A 24,167-nucleotide genomic window follows, 5' to 3' on the forward strand; every position below is an offset into this window, starting at 1 on the left:
GCCCCAGGCTTGCCGGGATATGCGGGGATCAGGCTCGCGTATGAGCCTTGCCTGTGAATGCCCGGCCGGTTGCTTCTGCGATGTTCAGTCCGCGCTCAGGAGAGATCGGCTGGCTGGTCACCGGAGTCGGTGGGTAGCTCGGGCGTGGCCAGGAAGCTGTCCCGGAAGGTGAAGTAAATCGAGGTAAAAAACATCGCCACGATGACCAGCGCCACGGGAAACATCACGACCGTTGCGAGCGCGGGGTTGCCCAGCACGCTGGCAATCAATGAAACCAGCAGGGCGGCAAACAGAAACACGCCGGTCCAGGCGAAAGCAAATACGGTCAGGGCGCCCAGATTCTTGTAGCAGGCCATGAGGCTGAAAAACAGGCTTTTGATCGGCGTCACGCCATGCCAGTGCACCAGCGCCGGGGCATGCCAGAACAGCAGTGACAGCGGCAGGTAAAGAGCCAGCGCCACCCACATGGCCGTTTGAAAACCGCGTTGCAGCAGCAGCTCTTCGGTGATCTTGCCACCCACAAGATACAGCCTGGCAAATTCTCCGCCGTCGAACAGGGCCGAGATTCCCATCAGCGTTAAAAACCCTGCCGCGTACAGCCCGCCCAGCACCATCATGGCCCGCATGCGTTGCTGGCCGGCGCGAAACGCGCTGATCAGAATCGACGGCATTGGAAATTTGCCCTTGGTGGCTTCCTGCGTCGCAGCCATCAGGCCCAGGGTGGCGGCGGGCAGCAGGGCGAGTGCCAGCGCCGCGCCAATGAAGGGCACCAGCGTCGCCAGCGAGAGCATGGCCATGAACATGAAGAACAGGCCCGACATGGCCAGCGGCTGCATCATGAAGGTTTTGATGCCGAGCTTGACCCAGGTGATGCCGGTACGCGCGGGAACAATATTGAGTTTCATGGTGTTGACAGGGACGGGCCGAAAATAGGATGTAAAAGGGGGCAGGGGACAGGGCAAACCTGTTCAAGGATCTGCGACAACGCCGGATGACGCATAAATTGGACGCTGCAAAGGCACAGTTTGCCTCAAAGTCGGGCCGCCACGCCCGGAGTTGCCCCCTGCGGCGGGGAGCCGCAGGCTTGCTGGGGTTGAAGGTTGGTTTAAAGGGCGTACGGGTCTGTGAGCCGCTGGCGCAGCACACGCTCGAAATGGCCCGGGTCGTGCGCCTTGAGCACGGCCGCCTCGCGCGGCAAATGAAAGTCCCACAGCCGTGAGATCCAGAAGCGCAGCGCCCCGGCGCGTTGCATGGCCGGCAGCAAGGTGCGCTCCTGCGCAGTCAGGCGGCGCACGCTCTGGTAGGCGGCCACGAAAGCATCGGCACGCGCGCTGTCCTGCGCACCGCTGTCCAGATCAATGCACCAGTCATTGAGACAAACCCCGATATCAAACAAAAAGGTATCGCAGCCGGCAAAATAAAAATCAAAAAACCCGGTGAGCTTGCCGTCCTCAAACATGACGTTGTCACGAAACAGGTCGGCGTGCACCGCGCCCCGCGGCAGGCTGCGGCAGGCCGATGAGTCGGTGACATGGTTCTGATAAGCCAATTCACCCAGGATCAGGCTGCGCTGCTCTGGCGTGAGGTGCGGCAGCACCACGGGCACAGTTTCGTTCCACCAGGCGAGGCCGCGCAGGTTGGGCTGCTGGCGCGGGTAGTCCAGCCCGGCCAGGTGCATGCGGGCCAGCATCTCGCCTACGGCAGCGCAGTGCGCGGGTGTGGGGGCGAGTTCGCTGTGGCCACGCAGCTTGTTGACCACGGCAGTCGGCTTGCCCTTCAGCCGGTGGAGGATCTCACCCTTGCCGTTTTCGGCCGGATCGGGCACCGGAATGCCACGTGCCGCCAGGTGTTTCATCAGGTGCAGGTAATACGGCAGTTGTTCGAACGTCAGGCGCTCGAACAGCGTCAGCACGTAATGGCCCTGATCGGTGTCTACAAAGTAGTTGGTGTTTTCGATGCCGCCTGCAGCGCCCTTGATGCTCTGCAGTTGCCCCAAATTCAAGGCGTTCAAGAACGCTGCGGCCTCGTCAAACGAGACCTCGGTAAAAACGGCCATGCCTGAAACTGAACCCTGAGCTAAAAAATTAAAACTTGAGCACGTTCCAGACGCGCGAACCGTTGGTGTCGCCGCTGGCTGCTGCCGGTGCGGCGCCCCTTGCGCCTTCTGCCGGCTTGACCTCGTAGGCGGGGCCGCCGGTTTTGGGTTGGACGACGATTTGCTGGGTCTCGCCGCCTACCCGCAACTCGTCGATGCTCGTGCCGGCATCTTCGGTATGGATGCGTTTGATGGCTTTGTCCGGGCGTCCGGTGCGCGCTGGTGCCGCCTCTTTTTTCTCTGCGGCCGCAGGTGCCTGCGTTTGCGCCACAGCTGCAGCCAGCGGCAGCGCTGTGAGCACAGCGGCAAGAAGGGGGCTAAAAACGTGTTTCATACTTGTATTGTAGGCTTGCGGGGACGTGTTTACAAAGGCCTTGAGTGTCGTAAAAAGGTGGCTTGCGACGTAGGTGAAAATCCAGTGTGAAAGAAGGCGCCAGGCGCCGTTAGCGTTTGATGGAGGCATCCGCCGATATCCCTGACAATCAGGCCCTATGAGTTCTGACAAAAAAACACTGCTGCTGGTGGACGGCTCCAGCTACCTGTACCGCGCCTTCCACGCCATGCCCGACCTGCGCGCTAACCCGGGCGATCCCACCAGCCCGGCCACCGGCGCCATCCGCGGCATGATCAACATGATGCAGAAGCTGCGCAAGGACGTACGCGCCGACTACGCCGCCTGCGTGTTTGACGCCAAGGGCCCGACCTTTCGCGATGCGCTTTACCCGCAGTACAAGGCCCAGCGCTCGCCCATGCCCGACGACCTGCGCAGCCAGGTGGAGCCTATCCATGAAGTGGTGCGCCTGCTCGGCTGGAAGGTGCTGGATGTGCCCGGCGTGGAGGCCGACGACGTGATTGGCACGCTGGCCTGCCTGGCCTCGAAGCAGGGCATTGAAGTCATCATCTCCAGCGGCGACAAGGACCTGAGCCAGCTGGTCGACGAGAACATCACCGTCATCGACACCATGAACGACCGCCGGCGCGACCTGGCCGGCGTCGAAGCCGAATTCGGCGTGCCGCCGCGCCTGATGGTGGACTACCAGGCGCTGGTGGGTGATGCCGTGGACAACGTGCCCGGCGTGCCCAAGGTCGGTCCCAAAACGGCGGTGAAGTGGTTGCTGGAATACGGCTCGCTCGATGCCCTGGTGGCGCGCGCGGGTGAAATCAAGGGCGTGGTTGGCGACAACCTTCGCCTGTCGCTGGACTGGTTGCCCAAAGGCCGGGAACTGCTGACGATCAAGAAAGACTGCGACCTGATCGGGTACATCGATGGCCTGCCTGCCCTGGAGTCCATTGCCATCGGTGGTCAGCAGACGGATGCCTTGAAGGCTTTTTATGAGAAATACGGCTTCAAGGGGCTGGTCAGGCAAATCGACACCGAAAGTGCGCCGCCCGAATTGATTGGCGGACCCGAGGGCCGGCATGCCAAATCGCCGGGCTCCGTGGGTTCCGCGGGTTCTTCGGCTTCGCCCGGCCTGTTTGACGAACCCTCGCTGCCGGACGCCCCTTTGGCCGGGCGGGCCAGCAATCTCAAGTACGACACCATCTTCACCTGGGAGTTGCTTGACAGCTGGCTGGCCAAAATTGAAGCCGCAGAATTGGTGGCGGTGGACACCGAAACCACCTCGCTGGACGAAATGCTGGCCCAGATCGTGGGCATCAGCTTCAGCGTGACACCCGGCGAGGCAGCCTACATTCCGCTGACGCATGATTACCCCGATGCGCCCGCACAACTGCCACGCGACGAGGTACTGGCCCGCCTGAAGCCCTGGCTGGAAAACCCGGCTATAGCCAAGCTGGGCCAGCACGTCAAATACGACCGCCACGTATTTGCCAACCACGGTATTGAAGTGCAGGGCTATGCCCACGACACCATGCTGCAAAGCTATGTGCTGGAAGTGCACAAGCCGCATGGGCTGGCCAGTCTGGCCGAGCGGCATGTAGGGCGCAGCGGCATCAACTACGAAGACCTGTGCGGCAAGGGCGTGCACCAGATCAAGTTCAACCAGGTCGATATTGCCAAGGCCGCCGAATACTCGTGCGAAGACTCCGACCAGACGCTGGACGTGCACCGCGTGCTGTGGCCCCAGATCGAGGCCAACGACAAGCTGCGCTTTGTTTACGAACTTGAAATGAAAAGCAGTGAAACGCTCTACCGCATCGAGCGCAACGGCGTGCTGATTGACGCCCCCACGCTGGCCAAACAAAGCGGTGAGCTGGGCGCGCGTATTGTGCAGCTGGAAGCCGAGGCCCACGAGTTGGCGGGCCAGCCCTTCAACCTGGGCAGTCCCAAGCAGATCGGTGAAATCTTCTTTACCAAACTGGGTCTGCCGGTGGTCAAGAAAACCCCGAGCGGCGCGCCCAGCACCGACGAGGAAGTGCTGGAAAAACTGGCAGAGGACTACCCCTTGCCCGCCAAGATCCTGGAGCACCGCGGGCTTTCCAAACTCAAGGGCACCTACACCGACAAGCTGGCGCAGCTCGCGCACCCCAGGACGGGCCGGGTGCATACCCATTACGCACAGGCGGTCGCGGTCACCGGGCGCCTGTCGAGCAACGACCCCAACCTGCAGAACATTCCGGTGAAAACAGCGGAGGGCCGCCGCGTGCGCGAAGCCTTCGTCGCGCCTGCGGGCAGTGTGATTGCCAGCGCCGATTATTCGCAGATCGAGCTGCGCATCATGGCGCACCTCAGCGAAGACGAAGCCCTGCTGCGCGCTTTCACCGAGGGGCTCGACGTGCACCGCGCCACCGCGGCCGAAGTGTTTGGGGTGGCGGTTGACCAGGTGAGCAGCGAACAGCGCCGCTACGCCAAGGTCATCAACTTCGGCCTCATCTACGGCATGAGCAGCTTTGGCCTGGCGCGCAACCTGGGCATCGAAACCAAGGCGGCAGCCGCCTACATTGACCGCTATTTCCAGCGCTACCCAGGTGTCAAGCACTACATGGACGAAACGCGCCTTTCCGCCAAAAGCAAGGGCTATGTGGAGACCGTGTTCGGCCGGCGCCTGTACCTTCCCGAAATCAACTCACCCAACGGGCCGCGCCGGGGCGGCGCCGAGCGTGCTGCCATCAACGCGCCCATGCAAGGCACGGCGGCCGACCTGATCAAGCTCAGCATGGTCAAGGTGCAGGAGGTGCTCGACGCCGAGAAACGCGCCACCAAAATGATCATGCAGGTGCACGATGAACTGGTGTTTGAAGTACCCGAGGCGGAAGTCGAATGGGTGAGGGTCGAGATCCCTCGCATCATGGCGGGCGTGGCCGACCTCAGGGTCCCGCTGCTGGCCGAGATCGGAGTCGGCCCGAACTGGGACAAGGCGCACTGAACCTGCGGCGCTAGCGCGACACGGGAGGCAGCATGCCGGTCGCCAGACCGAGCGACAGGGCCTCGGGTGCGCCCAGCGTCTCGTGACTGCGGCAGGTCGCCTGGCGGATCTTCTCGTACAGCGAGGTCGCCGTCGGCAACGGCAGCATGGCGCGCAGATAGCGCAGCAGCGTGAGCTGCTGGCCGGGGCTGAGTTCGGTCGCACACGTTGCCTGACCGAAATCCAGGTCCGGGCGGACCTGCGACAGCAGCAGACGAGCCGGCGGGCTGCTGTCGGGCAGCAGGCGCTGGCGGCCTGCGGCCAGTACCAGCACGCAGGGTGTGTGGCAGTAGCTGCCCGGAAGCAATTCGGTGTTGAATTGGCGGTTTTTCAGCATGGAGCCGAGCGTGATGGCGGGGCCGATGTCACCGCCTTGCAGGTCCAGGGCCATGATCTTTCGCTGGCAGCGATGGTGCTCCATCTCGTACAAAGCCTGGTTCATCAGTGCCACGGCGTTGGAAGGGAACTCGCCGCGCCATTGCAGCTTGCAGGTCTGGCCCTGTATCTGCAACTCGAGTCGGCTGTTGTCAAAGCGCAGCAAGACAGGCGCATCACTGCCGCCCGGCACGGCTGGCGCCTGGGCGCCACGCCCCGCGGGCGGTGGTGAGGTGGCACAACCGGCCAGGGCCAACAGGCCGCAAATCGCCAGCCGGCAGGTCAATTTGAACCGGATGGCAGGCATGCCCGGACCTTTAAGTTGCGGGAGGGAGGTGACAGGGGAAAACATGGCTGTTCCTTTGCTCGACTGACGACGCTTTCACTGGCGCTCCGTTGCCGGGCACGCCGAAAGAAACCTTGAATTCGTCGGTGTTCATGTACCTTGGCGTAAAAGCGGTGAACAAGTGGTGGGCTCTGGATGCTGCGATGCGGACTGCTCGCCAGGACCAGGGCCTGTTTGTGCTATTTTGCACCGCATCAGGCCTCGGTTGGAACACTCGTGCGCCGGTACTGGCCAATAAGCTGAGAATACTGCGCATGACAGACATCAAGACCTATGGCATGTCCGAGCGCGCGGACCATCTCGACTTTGATATCCGGTCGCAACTGGTGCGGCCGCCGCTGGTGCGCCCGCATCGACACGAATATTTCCAGATCCAGATCAGCCTGCAGGGTGATACCGAGCAGAATGTGGCCGGTACCGTGCGGCCATTCCGGCGCGGTTACCTCAGCTTCATCCTGCCTTACCGCGTGCATGTGATCCCGCACCCGGAGGGTTCGCGCTACGTCATCATCAACATGGCGCAGCAGTTCCTGCGGCCCGGGCTGGATGTGGATCCGCTGGATCTGGAAGACGTGCCGCTGACCAGGGCGCCCGAGCTGGCACCGTTTCTCTTTCAGGAATACACCGACTTTTATTTTTCGGAGGACGAGTTTGCTGACGTTGAAGCCCTGCTGGACAAGCTGGCCCATGAAAACGCCAACCGCCGCTTCGGCTCGGTGGAAATCATCCGCGGCCTTATGCTGCAACTGCTGGGGCTGACCTGTCGCAAGTTTGAAGCCGACCTGCTGCGCTTGTCAGCCAGCCAGGCGCAACAGGGCAGCCGGCGGGCCGGCCTGCAACGGGCAGTCCGCTACATCCGCGAGCATCTGGCGGGCGAAATCACGCTGGCCGATGCCGCTGCGGCGGCCTTTCTGTCTCCCAATTACCTCGCGCATCTGCTGAAAAAAGAAACCGGCAAGACCTTCACCGATCTGGTGACGGAGCGGCGCCTGGAGTTTGCGCAGGAGTTGCTGGCGCACAGCAGCCAGCGCATTGCCGCCGTCGCCCATGCGTCGGGTTTTGCCGACGAGGCCTATTTCGCGCGGCGCTTTCGCCAGCGCTTCGGCCAGACGCCCAGGACCTTCCGCGACAGCGTGCGCGCCAAGATTTCCGGCGCAGCCTAAGAACCTGTTTACGATCTAAACGGGGCCGCGCAAGCACCTTCTCGGGATGGGATGCAAGGCGCGGTGCGCCGCCCATAGCTTGGGCTATGGGCAAGCGCCGCAACGCCGCAGACCGCCCGAGAAGGCGCTTGCCCTTCGGGTTGGGGTGAAATCGGGCGATTGAGCCACCCAGGCCCTTGCATGGGCATTAGCCCATGCGGCGGACCCGGGCGCCCCACTCATCCCGATTGCACCCCAACGCGGCCTCGTTTAGATCGTCAACAGGTTCTAAGAACCTGTTCCAAACCCTGCTGCAGCGCAACACCGCTGCATTGAATCGTCCGGTAAATGCGTAATTGCGTCTGCCTGCGCACGGCGCGCCCGCCCTAAGCTCAATAGTTGGAGAAAAACACGCTGACAACAAGCTCCAGCTTTTATCAATCCCAGGAGACACACATGACAAAACCAGACATGAGCAAACGCGGAGTTCTGCAAACAGGCGCCCTGATGGCGACGGGCGCCGTCGTCGGTTGCGCCACGCCGGGCACGGCGGCCAACGCACCTGCCACGCCTTTCAGCGTAGCCAATACCTATGTGCCCATCGCCGGCAGTGCCGAGATGTTTCCCGTGCGGCGCATTTACTGCATTGGCCGCAACTATGCAGCCCATGCGATCGAGATGGGCTCCGACCCCACCCGCGAGCCGCCTTTCTTCTTCCAGAAACCAACCGACGCGATTCAGGTCGTGCCGCCTGGCCAGGTGGCCGACCATGCCTATCCCACGCTCACCAAGAACTACCACTACGAAGTCGAACTCGTGGCGGCCCTGTCCAAAGGCGGACGAAACATTCCCATGAGCAAGGCGCTGGACCATGTTTACGGCTACACGCTGGGCCTTGACATGACACGCCGCGATCTGCAGCGCGGCATGGGCGACCAGAAAAAGCCGTGGGAAATCGGCAAGAGCTTTGACCGCTCGGCACCCATAGGTCCCATCCATAAAGTCGCGCAGACCGGCCACTACACCAAGGGCGCGATCTGGCTCAAGGTCAACGGCCAGGTCAAGCAGCAGGCCACGCTGAACCACATGATCTGGTCGGTGGCCGAGCAGATCTCCAAGCTGTCCGAAGCGTTTGAACTGTTTCCTGGCGACATCATTTACTCGGGTACGCCGGAAAACGTCGGGCCAGTCGTCAAGGGCGACGTGATTGAATGCCACGTTGATGGCCTGCCGGAGTTGAGCGTCAAGATCGTCTGAGCCGGCGGTCTCTGCGGTTGGGTCTGCTCCGGCAGGAACTTCCGCAGTCGCACGGACTCCGACTGCGTGCTTCAAACCGCTCCTTCTATGGAAATCACCATGCTGAACAACGACCAGAAAAATGACTTCAATGCCTTGTTGCCCGGGCAGTCCAGCGAAAACGGCGCCAGCCGTCGCACCGCCCTGAAAGCTGCCTTGGGTGTGGGCTACGCGGCCACCGCCATGCCCATCATGGCGCAGACCGCCATCAAGACGCCGGCTCAGGGTCTCAAGACCGGCGAGACGACCTATGAAGTCAACGGCTTCAAGGTGCCCGCTTTTTACGCGGCGCCTGAAGGCAAAACCGACCTGCCGGTGATTCTGGTGATCCAGGAAATCTTTGGCGTGCATGAATACATTGCCGACACCGCCCGCCGCTTTGCGAAGGCCGGCTACCTGGCCATCGCCCCCGAGCTGTATGCGCGCCAGGGTGACCCCGGCAGTTACAACGAAATGGCCAGGCTCATGACTGAAGTCGTCGCCAGGGTGTCGGATGAGCAGGTCATGGCCGATCTGGACGGCGCCGTCAAGTGGGCCGGTGCCAATGGTGGCAATGTTCAGAAGGTGGGCATCACCGGCTTTTGCTGGGGTGGCCGCATCACCTGGCTGTATGCCGAGCGGAGCAAAAACGTCAAGGCGGGCGTCGCCTGGTATGGCCGTCTGGTCGGCACCCCTTCGGCGCTCACGCCCAGGCATCCGGTCGACCTGGCGGCCAGCCTGAAGGCACCCGTGCTGGGCCTCTACGGCGGGCAGGACGGCGGCATTCCGCTGACCACCGTCAACCAGATGAAGGACGCGCTGGCCGAGGCCGCCGCCAGGGGCAACGCCGCCGCCAAAGCCAGCGAGTTTGTGGTCTACCCGAAGACCCCTCATGCTTTTCACGCTGACTATCGTCCCAGCTACCGCAAGGAAGCGGCGGATGACGGCTTCAGGCGTACGTTGGAGTGGTTCAAGGCCCGGGGCGTTGCCTGAACCCATAAGTTGACGCCAGGCGCGTGGGCGAGCGCGCCCTGGCGTTGTATGAGCCGCCGCCGCATGGGCCGGCGTCTTTTTTTACGTGCCCCTCTTGACACGCTTGATAAGATAAAGAGCAACCCCGGATGGCGGCGCCAACGCTGCATCCGGGGTTTTGTCGTCTGTGGTGTAACCTTCGGGTTGCCTCTACAGGTATCAGGTAATAATTCAGGGCCGCGGCCCAATAAAAACGGGCGTTATTGGCTATGATTTTGGTAGCAATTTTGGTGGGAACGCTGGCCGCCGGTATCGGCAGCGTGTGGCTGGCGGCCTTGCTCAGTTTTGGTGTGCTGGCCCGCTACACCCAGCACATGCTCAGTCTGGCGGCCGGGGCGTTGCTGGCCACCGCCTTCATGCACCTGTTGCCCGAAGCGTTTGAGAGCCAGGCCGGCGCCAAGGAGCTGTTTGCCACCCTGCTGGTCGGGCTGGTGTTCTTCTTCCTGCTCGACAAGGCCGAGCTGTGGCACCACGGCCATGAACACCATGACGGCGAACACCATGAGCCTGCCCAACCCGTTCACGATGCGCACGCGCATCACCATCACCGGCATGATCATCATCACCCCGCTGACGGCAAGAAGTCCGGCGGCTGGGCTGTGCTGGCGGGCGACAGCGTGCACGCCTTCGGCGACGGCATCCTGATTGCATCGGCCTTCATGGCCGACCTGCGCCTGGGCGCCGTTGCCGCGCTGGCGGTGCTGGTGCATGAAGTGCCCCACCACATGGGCGACCTGGTGGTGCTGCGCCAAAGCTCCAACAACAACCGCCGTGCGGCTGTGGTCAAAGTGTCACTGGCCGGCGCCGTCACCGCGCTGGGCGGCATGATCGGCTATGCGCTGGTCGACAAGCTGTACGACTACCTGCCTTTCTTTTTGATTGCCGCCTCCAGCAGCTTTATTTATGTGGCGCTGGCCGACCTGATTCCCCAGCTGCAAAAGCGCGTGACGGCGAAGGAAACCGCCGCGCAAATTGCCTGGCTGGTCATTGGCATCGGTATGGTGACGCTGATCAGCGGGCTGGCGCACTGGCATTGATGGGCAGGCGTGATTGATCGATTAATTCGCGGCCGGGCGCATCAGCCCTGCCAGCAGGAGATGTCAGTAGATGTCAGGAGATGTATGAGTAAGGATTTGCAGGCATTGATCAACTCTCTCCGGGAGTTTTCCAGCCAGCGCGATTGGGATCAATTCCATTCACCCAAAAATCTTGCTTCGGCCTTGACGGTGGAGGCTGCCGAGCTTCTGGAACATTTCCAGTGGCTGACGGAAGCTCAGAGCCGGGACCTCCCGGCCGACAAGCGCGTTGCCGTGGGGGAAGAGATGGCGGATGTATTGCTGTATCTGTTGCGCCTGTCTGACCAGTTGAACATTGATCTGGTCGAGGCGGCCAGGCGCAAGCTGACACTGAATGCAGCCAAGTATCCGGTAGACAGGTCGCGCGGAACCAGCAAAAAGTACACCGAGCTGTAAACGGCAGGGAGTAGCAGCTTCGTATCAATGGGTAGCTGCTACAAAAGCAGGCACTGATGCAGGCACTGATTTTTCTCAGGCTTTCCTGGCCGGCGTGTTGGGCGGAGGTTTGGCTGCAGGCAGGGCCGGCCCATCAATGATGACTTGATACTGGTTCTGCTATGAAGTCCCGGTGGCGAACACCGCCCCCGGCCGCTCCCCCGCCAGAGCCTGCAGCAGGTTGCTCGTCGCCAGCACCGCCATCGCATGCCTCGTCTCGAACGTGGCCGAGCCGATGTGCGGCAGGGCGGTCACCTTGGGATGGGTGCGCAGCGGTGAGTCCATTGGCAGCGGCTCGGTAGCAAATACATCGAGACCGGCGGCGCGCAGCGTGCCATGGTCCAGCGCATTGAGCAGGGCGTCTTCCTGCACGATGGCGCCGCGCGCACCGTTGACGAAGATGGCGCCGGGTTTCATCAAATCAAATTCGCGCGCACCCATCAGGCCGCGGGTTTCTTTCGACAAGGGCAGCACGGCGGCGACGATGTCTGCGCGTTGCAGCAATTCATCGAAGGGTGTGTGCGTGGCCTTGCCGGCGAGTTCGGGCAGCTCATGGGCGACGTCGACCGGCCGGCGGCTGTGGTACAGCACGGGCATGTTGAAGCCCAGCGCGGCACGCCGTGCCACGGCCTGGCCGATGCGGCCGAATCCGAGGATGCCCAGCGTCTTGCCGTGCACGTCCCAGCCAAACAGGTCTTCACCGATGTTGCGTGTCCAGCGGCCTTCGCGCACATGGCTGGCCAGTTCCACCAGGCGGCGGCTGGAGGCCATGATCAATGAAAAAATGGTATCGGCCGTGGTTTCAGTCAGCACGCCGGGCGTGTGGCACAGCATGATGCCGCGCGCAGCCAGGGCGGGCAGGTCGTAGTTGTCAACGCCGACGGAGACGCTGGAAATCACCTTGAGCTGCGGCGCGCTCGCCAGCAGGGAGGCAGTGATGGCGTAGCTCGAGCCGATCATGCCGTCCGCGCTGGCCAGGGCGGCGTGGAATGCGGCCAGCTGTCCGGGCAGGCGGGGGTTGGCCACGGTGACCTCGTGCATTGCCTGCAGGCGCGCCAGCTGGTCGGGCGGCAGCTCGCGGAAGACCAGGATCTTCTTGCGAACGGGTGGTGAAGCTGGCGCGCCCATGATTTAAAGCTTTGCGGCGTTGAGTTCGGCGCGCGTCGGCAGGCCTTCGCTGTCGCCCAGCACCTGCACCGCGCGCGCGCCGATCCAGGCGCCGCGCTTCACGGCCTCGGGCACGCCCAGGCCGTCGAGCAGCGCGCTGATCACGCCCACCGCGAAGCCGTCACCCGCGCCCACGGTGTCCACCACTTCGGCCACCGGAAAACCCGCCACACGGCCGCTGCCGGCTTCGCCGTCAAAGTAAGCCCCTTCTGCACCGAGCTTGACCACGACCAGCTTCGCACCGAGCTGGCGGTAAAAGCGGGCGACGCCTTCGGGCGTGGTTTCGCCGGTCAGGAAGCGGCCTTCTTCCATGCCGGGCAGCACCCAGTCGGCGCGCGTGGCCAGGTCGTTGATGGCGTCGCGCATCAGTTCGGGCGTGGCCCACAGCGTGGGGCGCAGGTTGGGGTCGAACGACACGCTGCGGCCGGCGGCGCGCATCAGGTCCATGGTCTTGCGGGCGGCGGGCAGGGTGGTGGCCGAGATGGCCGGAAACACGCCGGTGGCGTGCAGGTGCCGGGCCGACAGCAGCCAGGCTTCGTCAATGTCGGCAACGCCCATGTGGCTGGCGGCCGAGCCCTTGCGGTGGTATTCCACCGGCGGGTCGCTGCCGTCAGTGACCTTGCCCTTGAACTGGAAGCCGGTTTTTTGCGTCGCATCGCAGACCACGTGCGAGCAGTCGATGCCTTCGGCGGCCATGGCGGCCAGCAAGTAACGGCCCATGGAGTCTGTGCCCAGGCGGCTGGCCCAGCCGACCTTCAGGCCCAGGCGCGCCAGGCCGATGGCCACATTGGTCTCCGCGCCGGCGGTGCGCTTGTGAAAGGCCTCGGCATGCTCGAGCGGGCCTGGCCGGTCGGCAACCAGCAGCATCATGGCTTCGCCAAAAGTAATAACGTCCAGCGCACTGGTCATGAGGGGGCTCTCCTGCTGTTGGATGAAAGCGTGGGGCCGCGGCTTTGAAGGCTTAAAGCCGCGGCCAGATGGGCTTGATTGTGAAATCGGTTTCAGTGAATTATAAAAGAAGCGTGACTTGCGCCGCAACCGGGAATCTCCAGGGTTCCCGGGCATTCTTCCCGTCAATCTGGCGGCTAAGCAGTCCGGTCTGGCACCGACGAGCCGCGCGGCACCAGCCGGCCGGACAGCAAAATCTGGCGCGGCGGCAGGTCCAGGCCTTTGAGGCGCTCAATCAGGCAGCCGGCAGCCAGCTGGCCCAGTTCGTCGGTCGGCTGGGCGATGGTGCTCAGGCCTGGGCCCACATAAGGCGACCACTCGGTCTCGTCAAAACCCACCAGGCCCACCTCGGAGCCAAAGCGCCAGCCCAGCCGCGCCATGGCCGCCACCACCCGCAGGGTCACCACGGCGTTGCTGGAGACCACGCCGGGCAGGCGGTCACCGGCGCGCTGGCGCAAGTCACGCAGGGCCTGGTCCAGCCCTTGCGTGTCGTCTGCCGCGCTTTCAAACGTGTGGCCTGCCAGCCCTGGCGTATCCGCCGCAGACTCGCCGATAAAGTTGCGAAACGCGCTTTCGCGCTCCATGCGTGAGCTCACATCCTTCAGCGGCTCCGAGACAAAAAGCAGCTCGCGGTAGCCCGCCTCCACCAGGTGTCGGGCGCCCAGCCGCACGGCGCCGGCGTTGTCGAGCGACACGAAGTCGGCCTGCATGTCCTGGTGGCGCCGGTCCACCAGCACCACCGGCTTGCCGTGGCGCGCGGCTTCGGCGGCGGCGCCGGCATCGCGCCCCAGCGTGTTCAGAATCAGCCCTTCCACCTGGTAGGCGGTCAGGGCCTCGATGGCTTCGCTCTCGCGCTGGCTGTCATTGCCGAGGTTGAACAGCATGAGCAGGTAACCGGCCTCCCGGCAGGCCTTCTCGGCGCCCCGCAACACGGCGACGGAAAACGGGTTGCTGACATCGGCCACCACCAGGCCGATCAGGCGGGAACGGCCCCGCTTCAGCGCCTGGGCCATGGGGCTGGGGCTGAAGTTCAGCGCGGCAATGGCGACTTCAACGCGGGCCGCAATGTCCGGCGTGAGCAGCCGTTCGCGGTGGTTCAGAAATCGTGACACCGTGGCTTTGGAGACGCCGGCTTCGCGCGCGACATCGGCAATCGTGGCGCGTGCCGAAGGCTGGGTGGCGGAAAGAGGAGGCAGAATTTTCTTGCCGGGCATGGGTTGGGTGCTGGGGTTTTGAAACCAGTTTCAGCGAATGGTAGCACCAGTCGATTCATTCAAGGCGATCGAGTGGGCCTGCGATCTGACGAGCGATGCGGTCAGCGGCGGCGCCCGGCCTGGGCCGGCGGGCTGCGGATTATCGGGATTGGCCTTGACCATGGTCATCGGGTCACCGGGTCACTGATGATGGGTAGTGGGCTGCCGCGAATGTAGGTTTTTTCCTACTCGGTTCTCTGAAAAAGCTGAGGTGGCGCGTCCAGCCGAGTCCGTAAATTGAGGACATCGACCACCTGGCGCGAATCAATCACGTACAGCGAATTCCGGTGGAGCCAAGGAGACTTCCATGAAAAAAGGCATCGAGACAAGCGGCCCCAAGCCGGAAACCGGTCCGTGCAGGGAAGTCGTTTCCGACCGGCCCGATAACGGTTCACGGAGCAGCAAGGGCTCCGGGCCCAGTTCCGAGCCCCGCAAGGACAACCCGCATTGGCGAATCAAACTGGCCACCCACGCGAGTTGATACGGCGCGCTGGGCCGGCCTGCACCGGCGTCATCGCCGATGCCCTCAATTGAAGGCTCTCAATTGAATGCGCTGAAGTGAGCGGGCTCTGCAGGCTGGACCCGCGGTCGTTCCGCGTTCGTTATATTTCCCAGCCCCATGTCGCGCGTCTGCCCGGTGGCCCCGTCTGTGAAGGTCGACCCTGGAAGGCAAGACCAGGTCATAACCTCAGGCCTGTCTGGCGGTTCTCTTCAAGTTTTCGGGGCAAAATAACGGGGCGCCATTTATAGCGGGACGACATTTATAACGGGGCGACATTTGCCCCGCTGTCAGGTCGTGTAGCAGGGCTGCTTAGTTGCGGCTGCCCCGGTCGCCGCCTTGGTGATCATCCGGGCTGCTGCTGGCCTGGTTACCTCGCTGGTCGTCCCCTTGCCCTTGGCCAGTGCCTTGGTTGTCGCCCTGGCTGCTCCCCCGGTTTGCGCTCCGGTTACCGCCTCTGCTGGCCTGGCCTCCTTTGCGGCCCGCCTCGCTGGCTTCCCTGGAGGTGAACTGATGGGCCTTGCCGCTCTGGTGCGCAGCCTTGCCGCCTTCGCTGGCGATTTCCCGCTGGCGTTGCGGGTCCATGGAGGCGAAACCGCGCTCGGACTTGCCGCTGCCCGGGTTGTCGCCCCGGTTACCCATCTGGTTCTGCTTACCCTGATTGCCTTGATTCCCTTGATTGCTGGAAGCCATTTGAAAAAGTCTCCTTCAGGATTGAAACAACGCTGCGACTGATGGATTGCTCCGTCGCGTTGCCGGTGGAAGTGGCGGGCACCATTGCCCGCCACACCTTCAATTTAGGGAGGCAGAGGGCGCCTTTCTGTCAGCCCTGCCGGGCTGGCGATGTAGGACAGACGGAAGACGAAATTCGACGCGCATCTCGATGGCTGGTGTGGCAAATTTGCATTGTTATCGGCCTCCAGCCCGGTCAGGCCCGGCCGCAGCGCGATACAGCATAGCGACGCGGGGCGCAAGCCACTTTGGCAGCAGGCGAAGAATCCCTACAGGCGGGCAAGGCTGTGTCTCATGGGGAAAACGTGCGGTATGGCTACATTGAAATCTGGCTGGACACCCGGCCAATCCCCGTTTAAAAAAGGAAACATCTACATGCACGCATCCAAATTGAAATCCGCTGCCGCGACGGCGCTGGCCTTGTCTGCCTTGCTGGCGTTGGGCGCTTGCGGCAAGAAAGTGGACGACGCCACGAAAGCAACACCCTCACCGGAGCCCATGACGAGTCCTTCCACCACTCCCGGCTCCACCGGTTCCACCAGCGGTTCTGCCGGGTCTGCGGGCTCCACCGGTGCCGGCGCCATCTCGGGCAGCACCCCCATGGGAACCGATACGACGGGATCAGGCGCGACACCGCCGGCAGCGGCAGCCAGCGGCGCCCGCAACTGAACCGCCGCTGAATCTTCCCGCAGGGAAGGATGAGGAATTTGTCAAAAAAACGCCATGGCCCTGTGAACGCCATGGCGTTTTTACGCAGGTACTGACGGGTTTCAGCCCTGCGCCACCGGCCGGTCCGGGTTGCTGCACCAGTGGCTGCAGTTGCTGGTACTTTGGTTCTAAGTTCATGGTCATGCCTTACTTGCTCTGGAGTCGGGTGCTGCCTCCAGATTCGAGACGGCGGGGGGCTGAAGGCTTTTCGGCTGGGCAGATTGACTTTTCCCGTCCGTTTGTCCTGAGGCCTCAACGGGTACCTCAGGACGAGCGGGTCCTGGCCTGGTAGCTGAGCCCGAAACGGAAGGTGCCATGGGTTGGGTCAACATCAATAGAAGCTGCTTGCGTCCGTTGTTGTTGGGCTTGAGGTCGATTTAACCGGCACCCGGCCCGAAGCGCGGATCGAACGAGAAGTAAAAGCAGGCGCCAGCACCTTCGGTCGACTCGGCGCGTATCACGCCGCCGTGCCGTTCAAGAATGCGGTGCACGGTGGCCAGGCCGATGCCGCTGCCTTCGAACTCGTGCTCATGGTGCAGCCGGTGAAAGGGCTTGAACAGGCTGGCCGAGTAGGCCATGTTGAAGCCGGCGCCGTTGTCGCGCACAAACAGCATCTTGCGGCCGCCTTCGCGGGTCGGCAAGGCGCCAAATTCGATCTGCGCATCGGCTTGTGCGCGTGAGTATTTCCAGGCATTGCCGATCAGGTTTTCCAGAATGATGCGGGCGAACTTGCTGTCGCAGTGGGCGCTGATGCCGGGCTGGACGGTCACCCGCACCTGGCGCTGCGGCTCGCGCTGCCGCTCCTGCGCGATGACCTGCTGCGCCAGCGCACTGAGGTTGACCTGCTCAAGCAGCAGCTTGCCTTTGCTGACCCGGGCGAGCGCCAGCAGGTCGTTGATCAGCTCGTGCATGCGCACGACGTTGGCCTTGACCCGATCAAACAGACGCTGCTCCTCATGGCTGAGCCGCCCCCTGAGCCGGCGCGCCAGCAGCACGCTGAAGCCTTCAATGCTGCGCAGCGGCGACTGCAGGTCGTGCGATACCGAATAGCCGAAAGACTCGAGTTCGGCGTTGGTCGCCCTGAGCTGGTCGGTGCGTTCGCTGACACGCTGCTCCAGCGTTTCATTGAGGCGGGCGATTTCGCGGTCGCGGCGCAGCCGCATCAGCTCGGCCGTGATGCGGCTGGCAAAAATCTGCAACAGTGCGTCCCGATCCGGCGACAGGGGCTGGGGCTTGCGCCAGAGGGCGTTGACGATGCCGATAGGGGTGCCGTCCGCATCACGCAGCGCCACGCCGGCATAGGCCCGGTAGCCGCCGTCTACCAGGAACCCGTCTTGCGGAAACAGCTGTTGCACACCGTCGCCATAGACACAGAGATCGCTGTGTCCGATGACCATGTCGCAGGGTGTGCCGGCCAGTTCATAACGTATGTTGGGCTGCAGCAGGCCGTCCTGGACCATGGCCAGCGAGGTAACGCTCTGGTCGTCAGCCGTTTCGCCCACCATCACCAGGTCGGCCTCCATGGCCTTGGCTACATGCTGTACCACGGAGCGGAAGAAGGCTTCGCCGGTTTCAGTCGACAGGCTTCTTGCCACATCAATCAGCAGAGCCTCGCGCCGCTTCTGTTCGGTGATGTTGATGGTCGAGCTGAGTACGCAGGGCTCGCCCGCGATCTCGACAATCACCGCCCACATCCGGCAGTCGATCAGGGTGCCATCCTTGTGGCGCATCTGCCGGTCGTGGCTTTGAACCTGCCCCTGCGCGCGCAGTTCCTCCATGAACTTCTTGCGCTCCTCTTCATCGCGCCAGACGCCGGCGTCCACCGAGGTGCGCCCGATCAGCTCCGAGGCTGTAAAACCCTGCACCAGGTCTTCGGCGGAATTGACGGCCAGAAATTTTCCGTCGGAGACCCGGGTGATGGTCATGTTGATGGGGCTGAAGTCGAAGGCCTTGGAAAACAGCTCCGCCGACTGGCGCGCCGCCTGCCGGGCCTGGGTTTCGGCGGTGGCGTCGGTGATGGTGGACACCACGATGCGTTCCGGGCCCCTTCCCTCGATCTCGGACGACAGCAGGACGTTGATCAGCTGGCCGTCTTTTCTGCGTCCATCCAGCGGGAGGTTGATCACGCGGTCGGTCGCTTCCATCTGGCGCAGGAAGGCTTTGCGTGCCTTGGGGTCATCCCAGAGCGCGGCGTCGGTGCTGCCGATGAATTCGCCACGGGAGTAGCCATACAGGCGTTCGAAGGCCGGGTTGACGTCCAGCACCGTCATGTCATTCATGGCCTGCACGACGATCGCAGCCGGGCTGCTGCGGAATATCCGGCTGAACCGGGTTTCGCTCAGCAGCAGTTCATATTCGGCCTGTTCGCGCCGCTTCAGCTCGGTATGCTGCTCGCGCAGCGCCTGCAACACCACCTGGCGGCTGGTGTAGACACTGACGGCGATGCCTGTCAATAGCAGCACGAGGATCAGCCAGAACCGCAGGCCGACCCCGAAATCGGGCTTGACCAGCAACCCGGACGCCTCGGCCCATGTCAGTGCCGCAAGAGCTGCCGCGCTGAGTGCCACGGACAGGATCAGTGTTCTTTTACCCAGCGTCATGCCGGCTGTCACCACGGCGCCGGCAAAACCCAGCACCAGGGCATTGCGTACCGATCCGTAGGCAAGAATGCCCGCCACCGAGCAGGCGATCAGGGAGAAAACCACCAGTTGGCTGGCCAATGGGTAGTGGCCGCGGTGCAGCAGCCAGTAGGCCAGGCCGGTCAGCACGAGAGCCACCGCCACAATGGCGATCTGCGCGCCTGCGCTGTGTTGCACCACCGACAGACCCAGGACCAGCGGCAGGCCCAGCAGCAGCATCAGCAGTACAGACCGCAGTCCGCGTATGTAACGCTTTTCCAGCAGATCTCTGGCCGGCAGGTAGGCGGATTCAGGCAGAGAGGTGTTTGGCATGCGATGTTCGGTTCAACCCGATGCTAAAGCACCGCGATCGCGGTTGGCTGAACATTTCAAATACTCATCCGGCGCTTCCAGGCCCCCTCAGGCTCCCTGTGCCACTGGCCGGTCCGGGTCGCTGCACCAGTCGCTCCAGCTGCCGGCATACAGGCCGGTGCGACCCAAGCCCGCAATTTCCATCGCGATCAGGTTGGGCACCGCGCTGACACCGCTGCCGCAGTGGTGCACGACGGTGGCCGGGTCGCGCTGGCCCAGCAGGGCTTCAAATTCGGCCTTCAGTTGCGCTGCCGGTTTGAATTTTCCGTCGGCGCCGAGGTTCTGGCTGAAAGGCCGGTTCAGCGCGCCGGGAATGTGGCCGGCCACCGGGTCCAGTGGCTCCACCTCACCCCTGAAACGGGGTGCGGCACGGGCATCTATCAGGGTCTGGCCGGAGCGTCCGAGCTGTTCGGCCACCGTTTGCGCATCGACGAGCGTGGCGCGGGCAGGGGAGAGCAGAAAACTGGCCGCAAAGTGCGCAGGTTCTTCGCCGCTGTTGACGGCGCCCCCTGCTGCCTGCCAGGCCTGCAGCCCGCCGTTGAGTACCGCCACCTTGTCGTGGCCGGCCCATTTGAGCATCCACCACAGGCGGCCGCAGTAGTTGGCGCCGTTGCGGTCGTAGACGACGGCCTGCATGTCATTGGCCAAGCCGACGCTGGACAGCCAGGTGGCAAATTTTTCGCGATTGGGCAGCGGATGGCGCCCGCCTGAAGCGGGGGCGTCGGCGCCGGTGGCCGTGATCACGCCATGGGCGCCCGGCACCCCGTGCCTGGCGGTCAGGGCCCTGTCCAGGTCGGCGTACACGGCGCCGGGAATGTGCGCCTCCAGGTATTGCTGTTCTCCAGCGTGCGGCTGCATCAGGTCAAAGCTGCAGTCAAACACGCGCAGGCGTTGGCTCCGGGCCATCAGCCCCTGTAGCTGCTCCACGGAAATCAGGGTGGTGTAGTCCATCTCAATGCTCCTTCACTTGCAGGTCAATGCTCTTCAGCGGGGGCGTTGGGCGCCGCATTCGCCCGCAGCACGGTGGCAACAATCGCGCTGACAATAATGAGCGCCATGCCGGCCCAACCCATCAGGGGAATATTGTCACCAAACAGGATCAGGCTGTAGAGCGCCGCAAACACAATGCCAGAGTACTGCAGGTTGGCGACCATCAGGGTTCCGCCATGGCCATCGGAGGTGGAAGACATCGAATACGCCTTGGTCATGGCCAGTTGGCCGAGAGAAGCCAGAATCCCCAGCGGCGGCAGCCAGAGCGCATGTTGCCAGTGCCAGGGCGAAATTCCCATGACCAGCATGCCCAGGGCGCCGGCCACGGCGGTACCTACGGCAAAGTAGAACACTGTCCGCGTTTCGGGTTCACCCATGCGCGAAATTGCCATGACCTGCATGTAGGCAAATGCAGCGCCCAGCCCGGACAGCAGCCCAATAATGCCGGCAAAGGTCTGGTTCTGGTCCATGGCGGGGCGCAGCAGCATGACCACGCCGGCGAAGCTGGCCAGAATCGCCAGTACCAGCGGGCCCTGGCTGGTTCCCCGCTTGTTGGGGCGACCGAGCATGAGCGAGCCGCCCACCAAAAATGCGGCAATCCAGACGCTGCTCATGTAGTTGAGCGTCATCGCGGTGGCCAGCGGCAGGTGTGCAATCGCATAAAACCAGGCCGACAGTGCCACCACGCCGACGACGCTTCGCCACGCATGCATGGCGGGCACGCTGGTGCGCAGGGAGGTGCCGGTAGCGCGGGCATAGGCGGCCATGAAGAAAATGCCCAGCACGCCGCGGTAAAACACCAGCTCGGCGCTGTTGAAGTGTTGGGAGGCGTACTTGACGCAAACCCCCATCGTGGCAAACAGGAACGAGGAGGCGATCATCCAGACGGCTTGCATCGTGTGTGGTCGTCCGCAGATTTTTCAGGCGTAAAAAAAGGCCGTAACCCGGTACGGGTCCGGGTTGGCAGCCATCAAATGCATAGCGAGGGGCATGCCCTCAGATCATCTGCGTGGTTTTGCTGGCGCCCATTTCGCGGCGGTACCACTCGTGAAAGTGCTGCATGCCGTCTTCCATGGGGCTCTGGTAGGGGCCGAACTCGTTGTCGCCGCGCTGCATCAGCGCCTTGCGGCCGGCGTCCATGCGCAGTGCGATTTCGTCGTCCTCCACGCAGGTTTCCATGTAGGCGGCCTGCTGCGCTTCGATGAACTCGCGCTCGAAGGCGCAGATTTCCTCGGGGTAGAAAAATTCAACCACGTTGAGTGTCTTGTCCGGCCCCTGCGGGTGCAGCGTGCTGACCACCAGGGCATGCGGGTACCACTCGACCATCACATGCGGATAGTAGGTGAGCCAGATCGCGCCGTATTTGGGGGCTACGCCCTGGCGGTATTGCAGCACCACGTCATGCCATTTTTTGTAGATGTCTGTGCCGGGCTTGCCCAGTTTGTCGGACACGCCCACGGTTTGCACCGAGTAATTGGGTTTCAGTTCCCAGCGCAGATCTTCCGTGGTGACAAATCCGCCCAGCCCGGGATGGAAAGGCCCCACGTGGTAGTCCTCAAGGTAGACCTCAATAAAGGTCTTCCAGTTGTAGTTGCATTCGTGCAGGTGGACCTTGTCCAGCTGGTAGCCGACAAAATCCAGGTCGGCCCGGGTGGCCAGTTGCGACATCTCGCCGGCGATATCGCGGCCGTTGTCTTCGAATACCAGGCCGTTCCAGGTGGTCGTTTTGTAGCGGTTGAGGTTCAGGCAGGGGTCAATCTCAAAGTGCGGCGCACCGATCAGCTCGCCCGAGGTGTTGTAAGTCCAGCGGTGCAGCGGGCACACGATATTGCTGTCAGCCCCGTTGCCCAAAGAGCCGCGGCCCTGCAGCATGGTCGACTGGCGATGTCTGCAGACATTGGAAATCAGTTCAATGCCCGACCTGTTGCGCACCAGCGCGCGGCCTTCACCTTCGTGTGGCAGCGCATAAAAGTCGCCGAGGTTGGGCACCGCGAGCTCATGGCCCAGGTAGCGCGGCCCGCGGGCAAACAGTTTTTGCTGCTCCCGCTGGTACAGGCCGGTATCAAAGTAGCTGGAGATGGGAAGCTGGCTGGTGGCCTGCAGCAGGCGAAGGCTTAGATCAGACATGCAGTTTTGGTGGACATGCCGCAGCAGGCGGGCTTGGGAGGCAGGTAAATCGGCAGGCTGGGCAACCGTCAACGGGGGGAACAAGGCTGGAGGGATGCACTGCGCCCAAGGCGAGGTTATCAAGCGCTGTTATCGAGAACTGTTATCAATTGTACCCCGCGGGTGATTCGGGAGGGATATTGCGGACCGGTCACTGGATCGTCATCGGATAATAGTGCTGTGCCTCTGGAGAACCGGCCGGGGAGCCTAAAACGGACCTGTAACGGCCTAAAATCAGACCTTCACCCAATTGCCATGGCCAAAAGCTCCTCTTCCTCTTCCCCTTCCCCTGCTGCCGCTTCTGCGGCCACCACATCATCGGCTCCTCCATTACCTGCCAGCTATGAGGCTGCCCTGCAGGAGCTTGAGGGGCTGGTGGCTGGTCTCGAGTCGGGCCAGTTGCCGCTGGACCAATTGCTCACGGGCTACCAACGCGGGGCGCAGTTGCTGAAGTTCTGCCGCGACAAGCTTGAGGCGGTGGAAACCCAGATCAAGGTCCTGGAGGGCACGGAGCTCAAGCCCTGGGTGCAAGAGTAGGGTAAGGACAAGAGTAAGCGTAATTCGCAGGGTCATCCCTGAATACAAGTCATCAGATACAGATACAAGTCATAGAGACCATAGCTTGAACGCCCCTGAAAAACTGCCTTTGTTCACGTTGAGCGCCTGGAGCGCCCAGCAGCTTGAGACTATCGAGCAGGCCTTGTCCCGTTGGGTCGCTTGCCCGACCGATGCGCCCGCACCCGCGGGCCTGGGCGATGCCATGCGTTATGCCGTGCTCGACGGCGGCAAGCGCCTGCGCCCGCTGCTGGTGATGGCGGCCTGCGAAGCCGTGAACGGCAACGCAGAGGCCGCGCTGCGCTCGGCCTGCGCGGTGGAGCTGATTCACGCGTACTCGCTGGTGCATGATGACATGCCGTGCATGGACAACGACGTGCTGCGCCGTGGCAAACCGACGGTGCACGTCAAGTTCGGCGAGGCGCAGGCGCTGCTTGCGGGTGACGCCCTGCAAGCCCTGGCCTTTGAATTCCTCACACCCGACGATGGCTCGGTGGATGCCGCCACGCAGGCACGCCTGTGCCGCATGCTGGCGCAGGCCGCGGGCTTTCAGGGCATGGCCGGCGGCCAGGCGATAGACCTGGCCAGTGTGGGCCTGCCCCTGACGTCCGGGCAACTGCATGAAATGCACCGCCTCAAAACCGGCGCATTGCTGCAGGCCAGCGTGATGATGGGCACGGCCTGCGGCGCCGCGCCGCCGGCCGCCCAGCACGCCCTGCGCGAGTACGGCGCGGCGGTCGGCCTCGCATTCCAGGTGGTGGATGACATCCTGGATGTCACCGCGGATTCGGCCACGCTGGGTAAAACAGCCGGCAAGGACGCGGCCCAGGACAAGCCCACGTTTGTATCGCTGATGGGACTGCAAGCATCCAAAGACTACGCGCAGCAACTGCTGGGCAAGGCACTGGCCAGTCTTGACGCCAGCGGGCTTGGCAACACCCATGCCTTGCATGCGTTGGCCGACATGCTGGTCAATCGCCACCACTAGGAGCCGGGGACCGGCCTCGCCATAACAGAC

The 24,167-nt window shown here is 63.0% G+C and carries 22 protein-coding genes; 10 read left to right on the forward strand and 12 right to left on the reverse strand.

Annotated elements, in window-relative coordinates; translation table 11 throughout:
• Positions 1–95 precede the first annotated feature (95 nt).
• The 3 genes from BPRO_RS08595 to BPRO_RS08605 all read right to left on the reverse strand — a co-directional run bounded on the left by BPRO_RS08595 (position 96) and on the right by BPRO_RS08605 (position 2,429).
• The gene (locus BPRO_RS08595) at positions 96–905 is read right to left on the reverse strand and encodes a BPSS1780 family membrane protein (protein ID WP_011482661.1); all 810 of its coding nucleotides are present in this window, start codon (positions 903–905) and stop codon (positions 96–98) included.
• Between the two features lie 200 nt (positions 906–1,105).
• On the reverse strand, positions 1,106–2,056 hold the full coding sequence (locus tag BPRO_RS08600) for a homoserine kinase (RefSeq protein ID WP_011482662.1): 951 nt from the start codon (positions 2,054–2,056) through the stop codon (positions 1,106–1,108).
• Positions 2,057–2,084: 28 nt separating this feature from the next.
• Positions 2,085–2,429: a hypothetical protein gene (locus BPRO_RS08605; protein ID WP_041388598.1), complete on the reverse strand. Its 345-nt coding sequence runs from the start codon at positions 2,427–2,429 to the stop codon at positions 2,085–2,087.
• Positions 2,430–2,586: 157 nt separating this feature from the next.
• On the opposite strand from BPRO_RS08605, the gene polA reads away from it, so the two are divergent.
• Positions 2,587–5,421 carry a DNA polymerase I gene (gene polA, locus BPRO_RS08610; RefSeq protein ID WP_011482664.1) on the forward strand — a complete coding sequence of 945 codons (2,835 nt, stop codon included), beginning with the start codon at positions 2,587–2,589 and terminating at the stop codon, positions 5,419–5,421.
• A 10-nt stretch (positions 5,422–5,431) separates the two neighbouring features.
• Here the strand turns inward: polA and BPRO_RS08615 are convergent, their stop codons facing one another.
• Positions 5,432–6,187, reverse strand: a complete 756-nt coding sequence (locus tag BPRO_RS08615) for a hypothetical protein (protein ID WP_011482665.1) — start codon at positions 6,185–6,187, stop codon at positions 5,432–5,434.
• Between the two features lie 248 nt (positions 6,188–6,435).
• Between BPRO_RS08615 and BPRO_RS08620 the strand changes: the two genes are divergently transcribed.
• The 5 genes from BPRO_RS08620 (at position 6,436) to BPRO_RS08640 (ending at position 11,102) form a co-directional block, all read left to right on the forward strand.
• The gene (locus BPRO_RS08620; protein ID WP_011482666.1) at positions 6,436–7,344 is read left to right on the forward strand and encodes a helix-turn-helix transcriptional regulator; all 909 of its coding nucleotides are present in this window, start codon (positions 6,436–6,438) and stop codon (positions 7,342–7,344) included.
• Positions 7,345–7,779: 435 nt separating this feature from the next.
• Positions 7,780–8,580: a fumarylacetoacetate hydrolase family protein gene (locus BPRO_RS08625; protein WP_011482667.1), complete on the forward strand. Its 801-nt coding sequence runs from the start codon at positions 7,780–7,782 to the stop codon at positions 8,578–8,580.
• Positions 8,581–8,679: 99 nt separating this feature from the next.
• The gene (locus tag BPRO_RS08630) at positions 8,680–9,591 is read left to right on the forward strand and encodes a dienelactone hydrolase family protein (RefSeq protein ID WP_041389455.1); all 912 of its coding nucleotides are present in this window, start codon (positions 8,680–8,682) and stop codon (positions 9,589–9,591) included.
• Positions 9,592–9,839: 248 nt separating this feature from the next.
• The gene (locus tag BPRO_RS08635; protein ID WP_011482669.1) at positions 9,840–10,667 is read left to right on the forward strand and encodes a ZIP family metal transporter; all 828 of its coding nucleotides are present in this window, start codon (positions 9,840–9,842) and stop codon (positions 10,665–10,667) included.
• An 84-nt stretch (positions 10,668–10,751) separates the two neighbouring features.
• Positions 10,752–11,102 (forward strand): nucleotide pyrophosphohydrolase, encoded by a 351-nt coding sequence (locus BPRO_RS08640; RefSeq protein WP_011482670.1) that lies wholly within the window; start codon positions 10,752–10,754, stop codon positions 11,100–11,102.
• Between the two features lie 159 nt (positions 11,103–11,261).
• Here BPRO_RS08640 and BPRO_RS08645 read toward each other — a convergent pair whose 3' ends face one another.
• The 3 genes from BPRO_RS08645 to BPRO_RS08655 form a co-directional block, all read right to left on the reverse strand.
• Positions 11,262–12,269, reverse strand: coding sequence for a 2-hydroxyacid dehydrogenase (locus BPRO_RS08645; protein ID WP_011482671.1), 1,008 nt, complete (start codon positions 12,267–12,269; stop codon positions 11,262–11,264).
• A gap of 3 nt (positions 12,270–12,272) precedes the next feature.
• Positions 12,273–13,217, reverse strand: coding sequence for a sugar kinase (locus BPRO_RS08650; protein WP_011482672.1), 945 nt, complete (start codon positions 13,215–13,217; stop codon positions 12,273–12,275).
• A 176-nt stretch (positions 13,218–13,393) separates the two neighbouring features.
• Entirely contained in the window at positions 13,394–14,470 is a 1,077-nt protein-coding gene (locus tag BPRO_RS08655) for a LacI family DNA-binding transcriptional regulator (RefSeq protein ID WP_011482673.1), read from the reverse strand.
• Between the two features lie 346 nt (positions 14,471–14,816).
• On the opposite strand from BPRO_RS08655, the gene BPRO_RS29520 reads away from it, so the two are divergent.
• Positions 14,817–14,990: a hypothetical protein gene (locus BPRO_RS29520; RefSeq protein ID WP_157045759.1), complete on the forward strand. Its 174-nt coding sequence runs from the start codon at positions 14,817–14,819 to the stop codon at positions 14,988–14,990.
• Positions 14,991–15,320: 330 nt separating this feature from the next.
• Here BPRO_RS29520 and BPRO_RS08660 read toward each other — a convergent pair whose 3' ends face one another.
• Positions 15,321–15,701, reverse strand: coding sequence for a KGG domain-containing protein (locus BPRO_RS08660; protein WP_011482674.1), 381 nt, complete (start codon positions 15,699–15,701; stop codon positions 15,321–15,323).
• A 414-nt stretch (positions 15,702–16,115) separates the two neighbouring features.
• Here BPRO_RS08660 and BPRO_RS29525 point away from each other — a divergent pair, with 414 nt between their 5' ends.
• Positions 16,116–16,409 (forward strand): hypothetical protein, encoded by a 294-nt coding sequence (locus BPRO_RS29525; RefSeq protein WP_157045760.1) that lies wholly within the window; start codon positions 16,116–16,118, stop codon positions 16,407–16,409.
• Positions 16,410–16,825: 416 nt separating this feature from the next.
• Here BPRO_RS29525 and BPRO_RS27950 read toward each other — a convergent pair whose 3' ends face one another.
• From BPRO_RS27950 to BPRO_RS08685, 4 genes are all read right to left on the reverse strand, one after another.
• Positions 16,826–19,399 (reverse strand): PAS domain-containing sensor histidine kinase, encoded by a 2,574-nt coding sequence (locus BPRO_RS27950; protein WP_011482676.1) that lies wholly within the window; start codon positions 19,397–19,399, stop codon positions 16,826–16,828.
• Positions 19,400–19,486: 87 nt separating this feature from the next.
• Complete coding sequence (locus BPRO_RS08675; RefSeq protein WP_011482677.1) at positions 19,487–20,389, reverse strand: sulfurtransferase; 903 nt, start codon at positions 20,387–20,389, stop codon at positions 19,487–19,489.
• A gap of 23 nt (positions 20,390–20,412) precedes the next feature.
• Positions 20,413–21,324 carry a DMT family transporter gene (locus BPRO_RS08680; protein ID WP_011482678.1) on the reverse strand — a complete coding sequence of 304 codons (912 nt, stop codon included), beginning with the start codon at positions 21,322–21,324 and terminating at the stop codon, positions 20,413–20,415.
• 100 nt (positions 21,325–21,424) lie between these two features.
• Positions 21,425–22,555: an aromatic ring-hydroxylating oxygenase subunit alpha gene (locus tag BPRO_RS08685; protein ID WP_011482679.1), complete on the reverse strand. Its 1,131-nt coding sequence runs from the start codon at positions 22,553–22,555 to the stop codon at positions 21,425–21,427.
• A gap of 294 nt (positions 22,556–22,849) precedes the next feature.
• Between BPRO_RS08685 and BPRO_RS08690 the strand changes: the two genes are divergently transcribed.
• Both BPRO_RS08690 and BPRO_RS08695 read left to right on the forward strand, forming a co-directional pair.
• A complete protein-coding gene (locus tag BPRO_RS08690) occupies positions 22,850–23,131 on the forward strand; it encodes an exodeoxyribonuclease VII small subunit (protein ID WP_011482680.1) in 282 nt (93 codons plus the stop codon).
• 85 nt (positions 23,132–23,216) lie between these two features.
• Entirely contained in the window at positions 23,217–24,137 is a 921-nt protein-coding gene (locus BPRO_RS08695; RefSeq protein ID WP_011482681.1) for a polyprenyl synthetase family protein, read from the forward strand.
• Positions 24,138–24,167: the final 30 nt, after the last annotated feature.

The sequence above is a fragment of the Polaromonas sp. JS666 genome (genome assembly GCF_000013865.1).
In the GTDB taxonomy this organism is placed as follows: Bacteria; Pseudomonadota; Gammaproteobacteria; order Burkholderiales; family Burkholderiaceae_C; genus Polaromonas.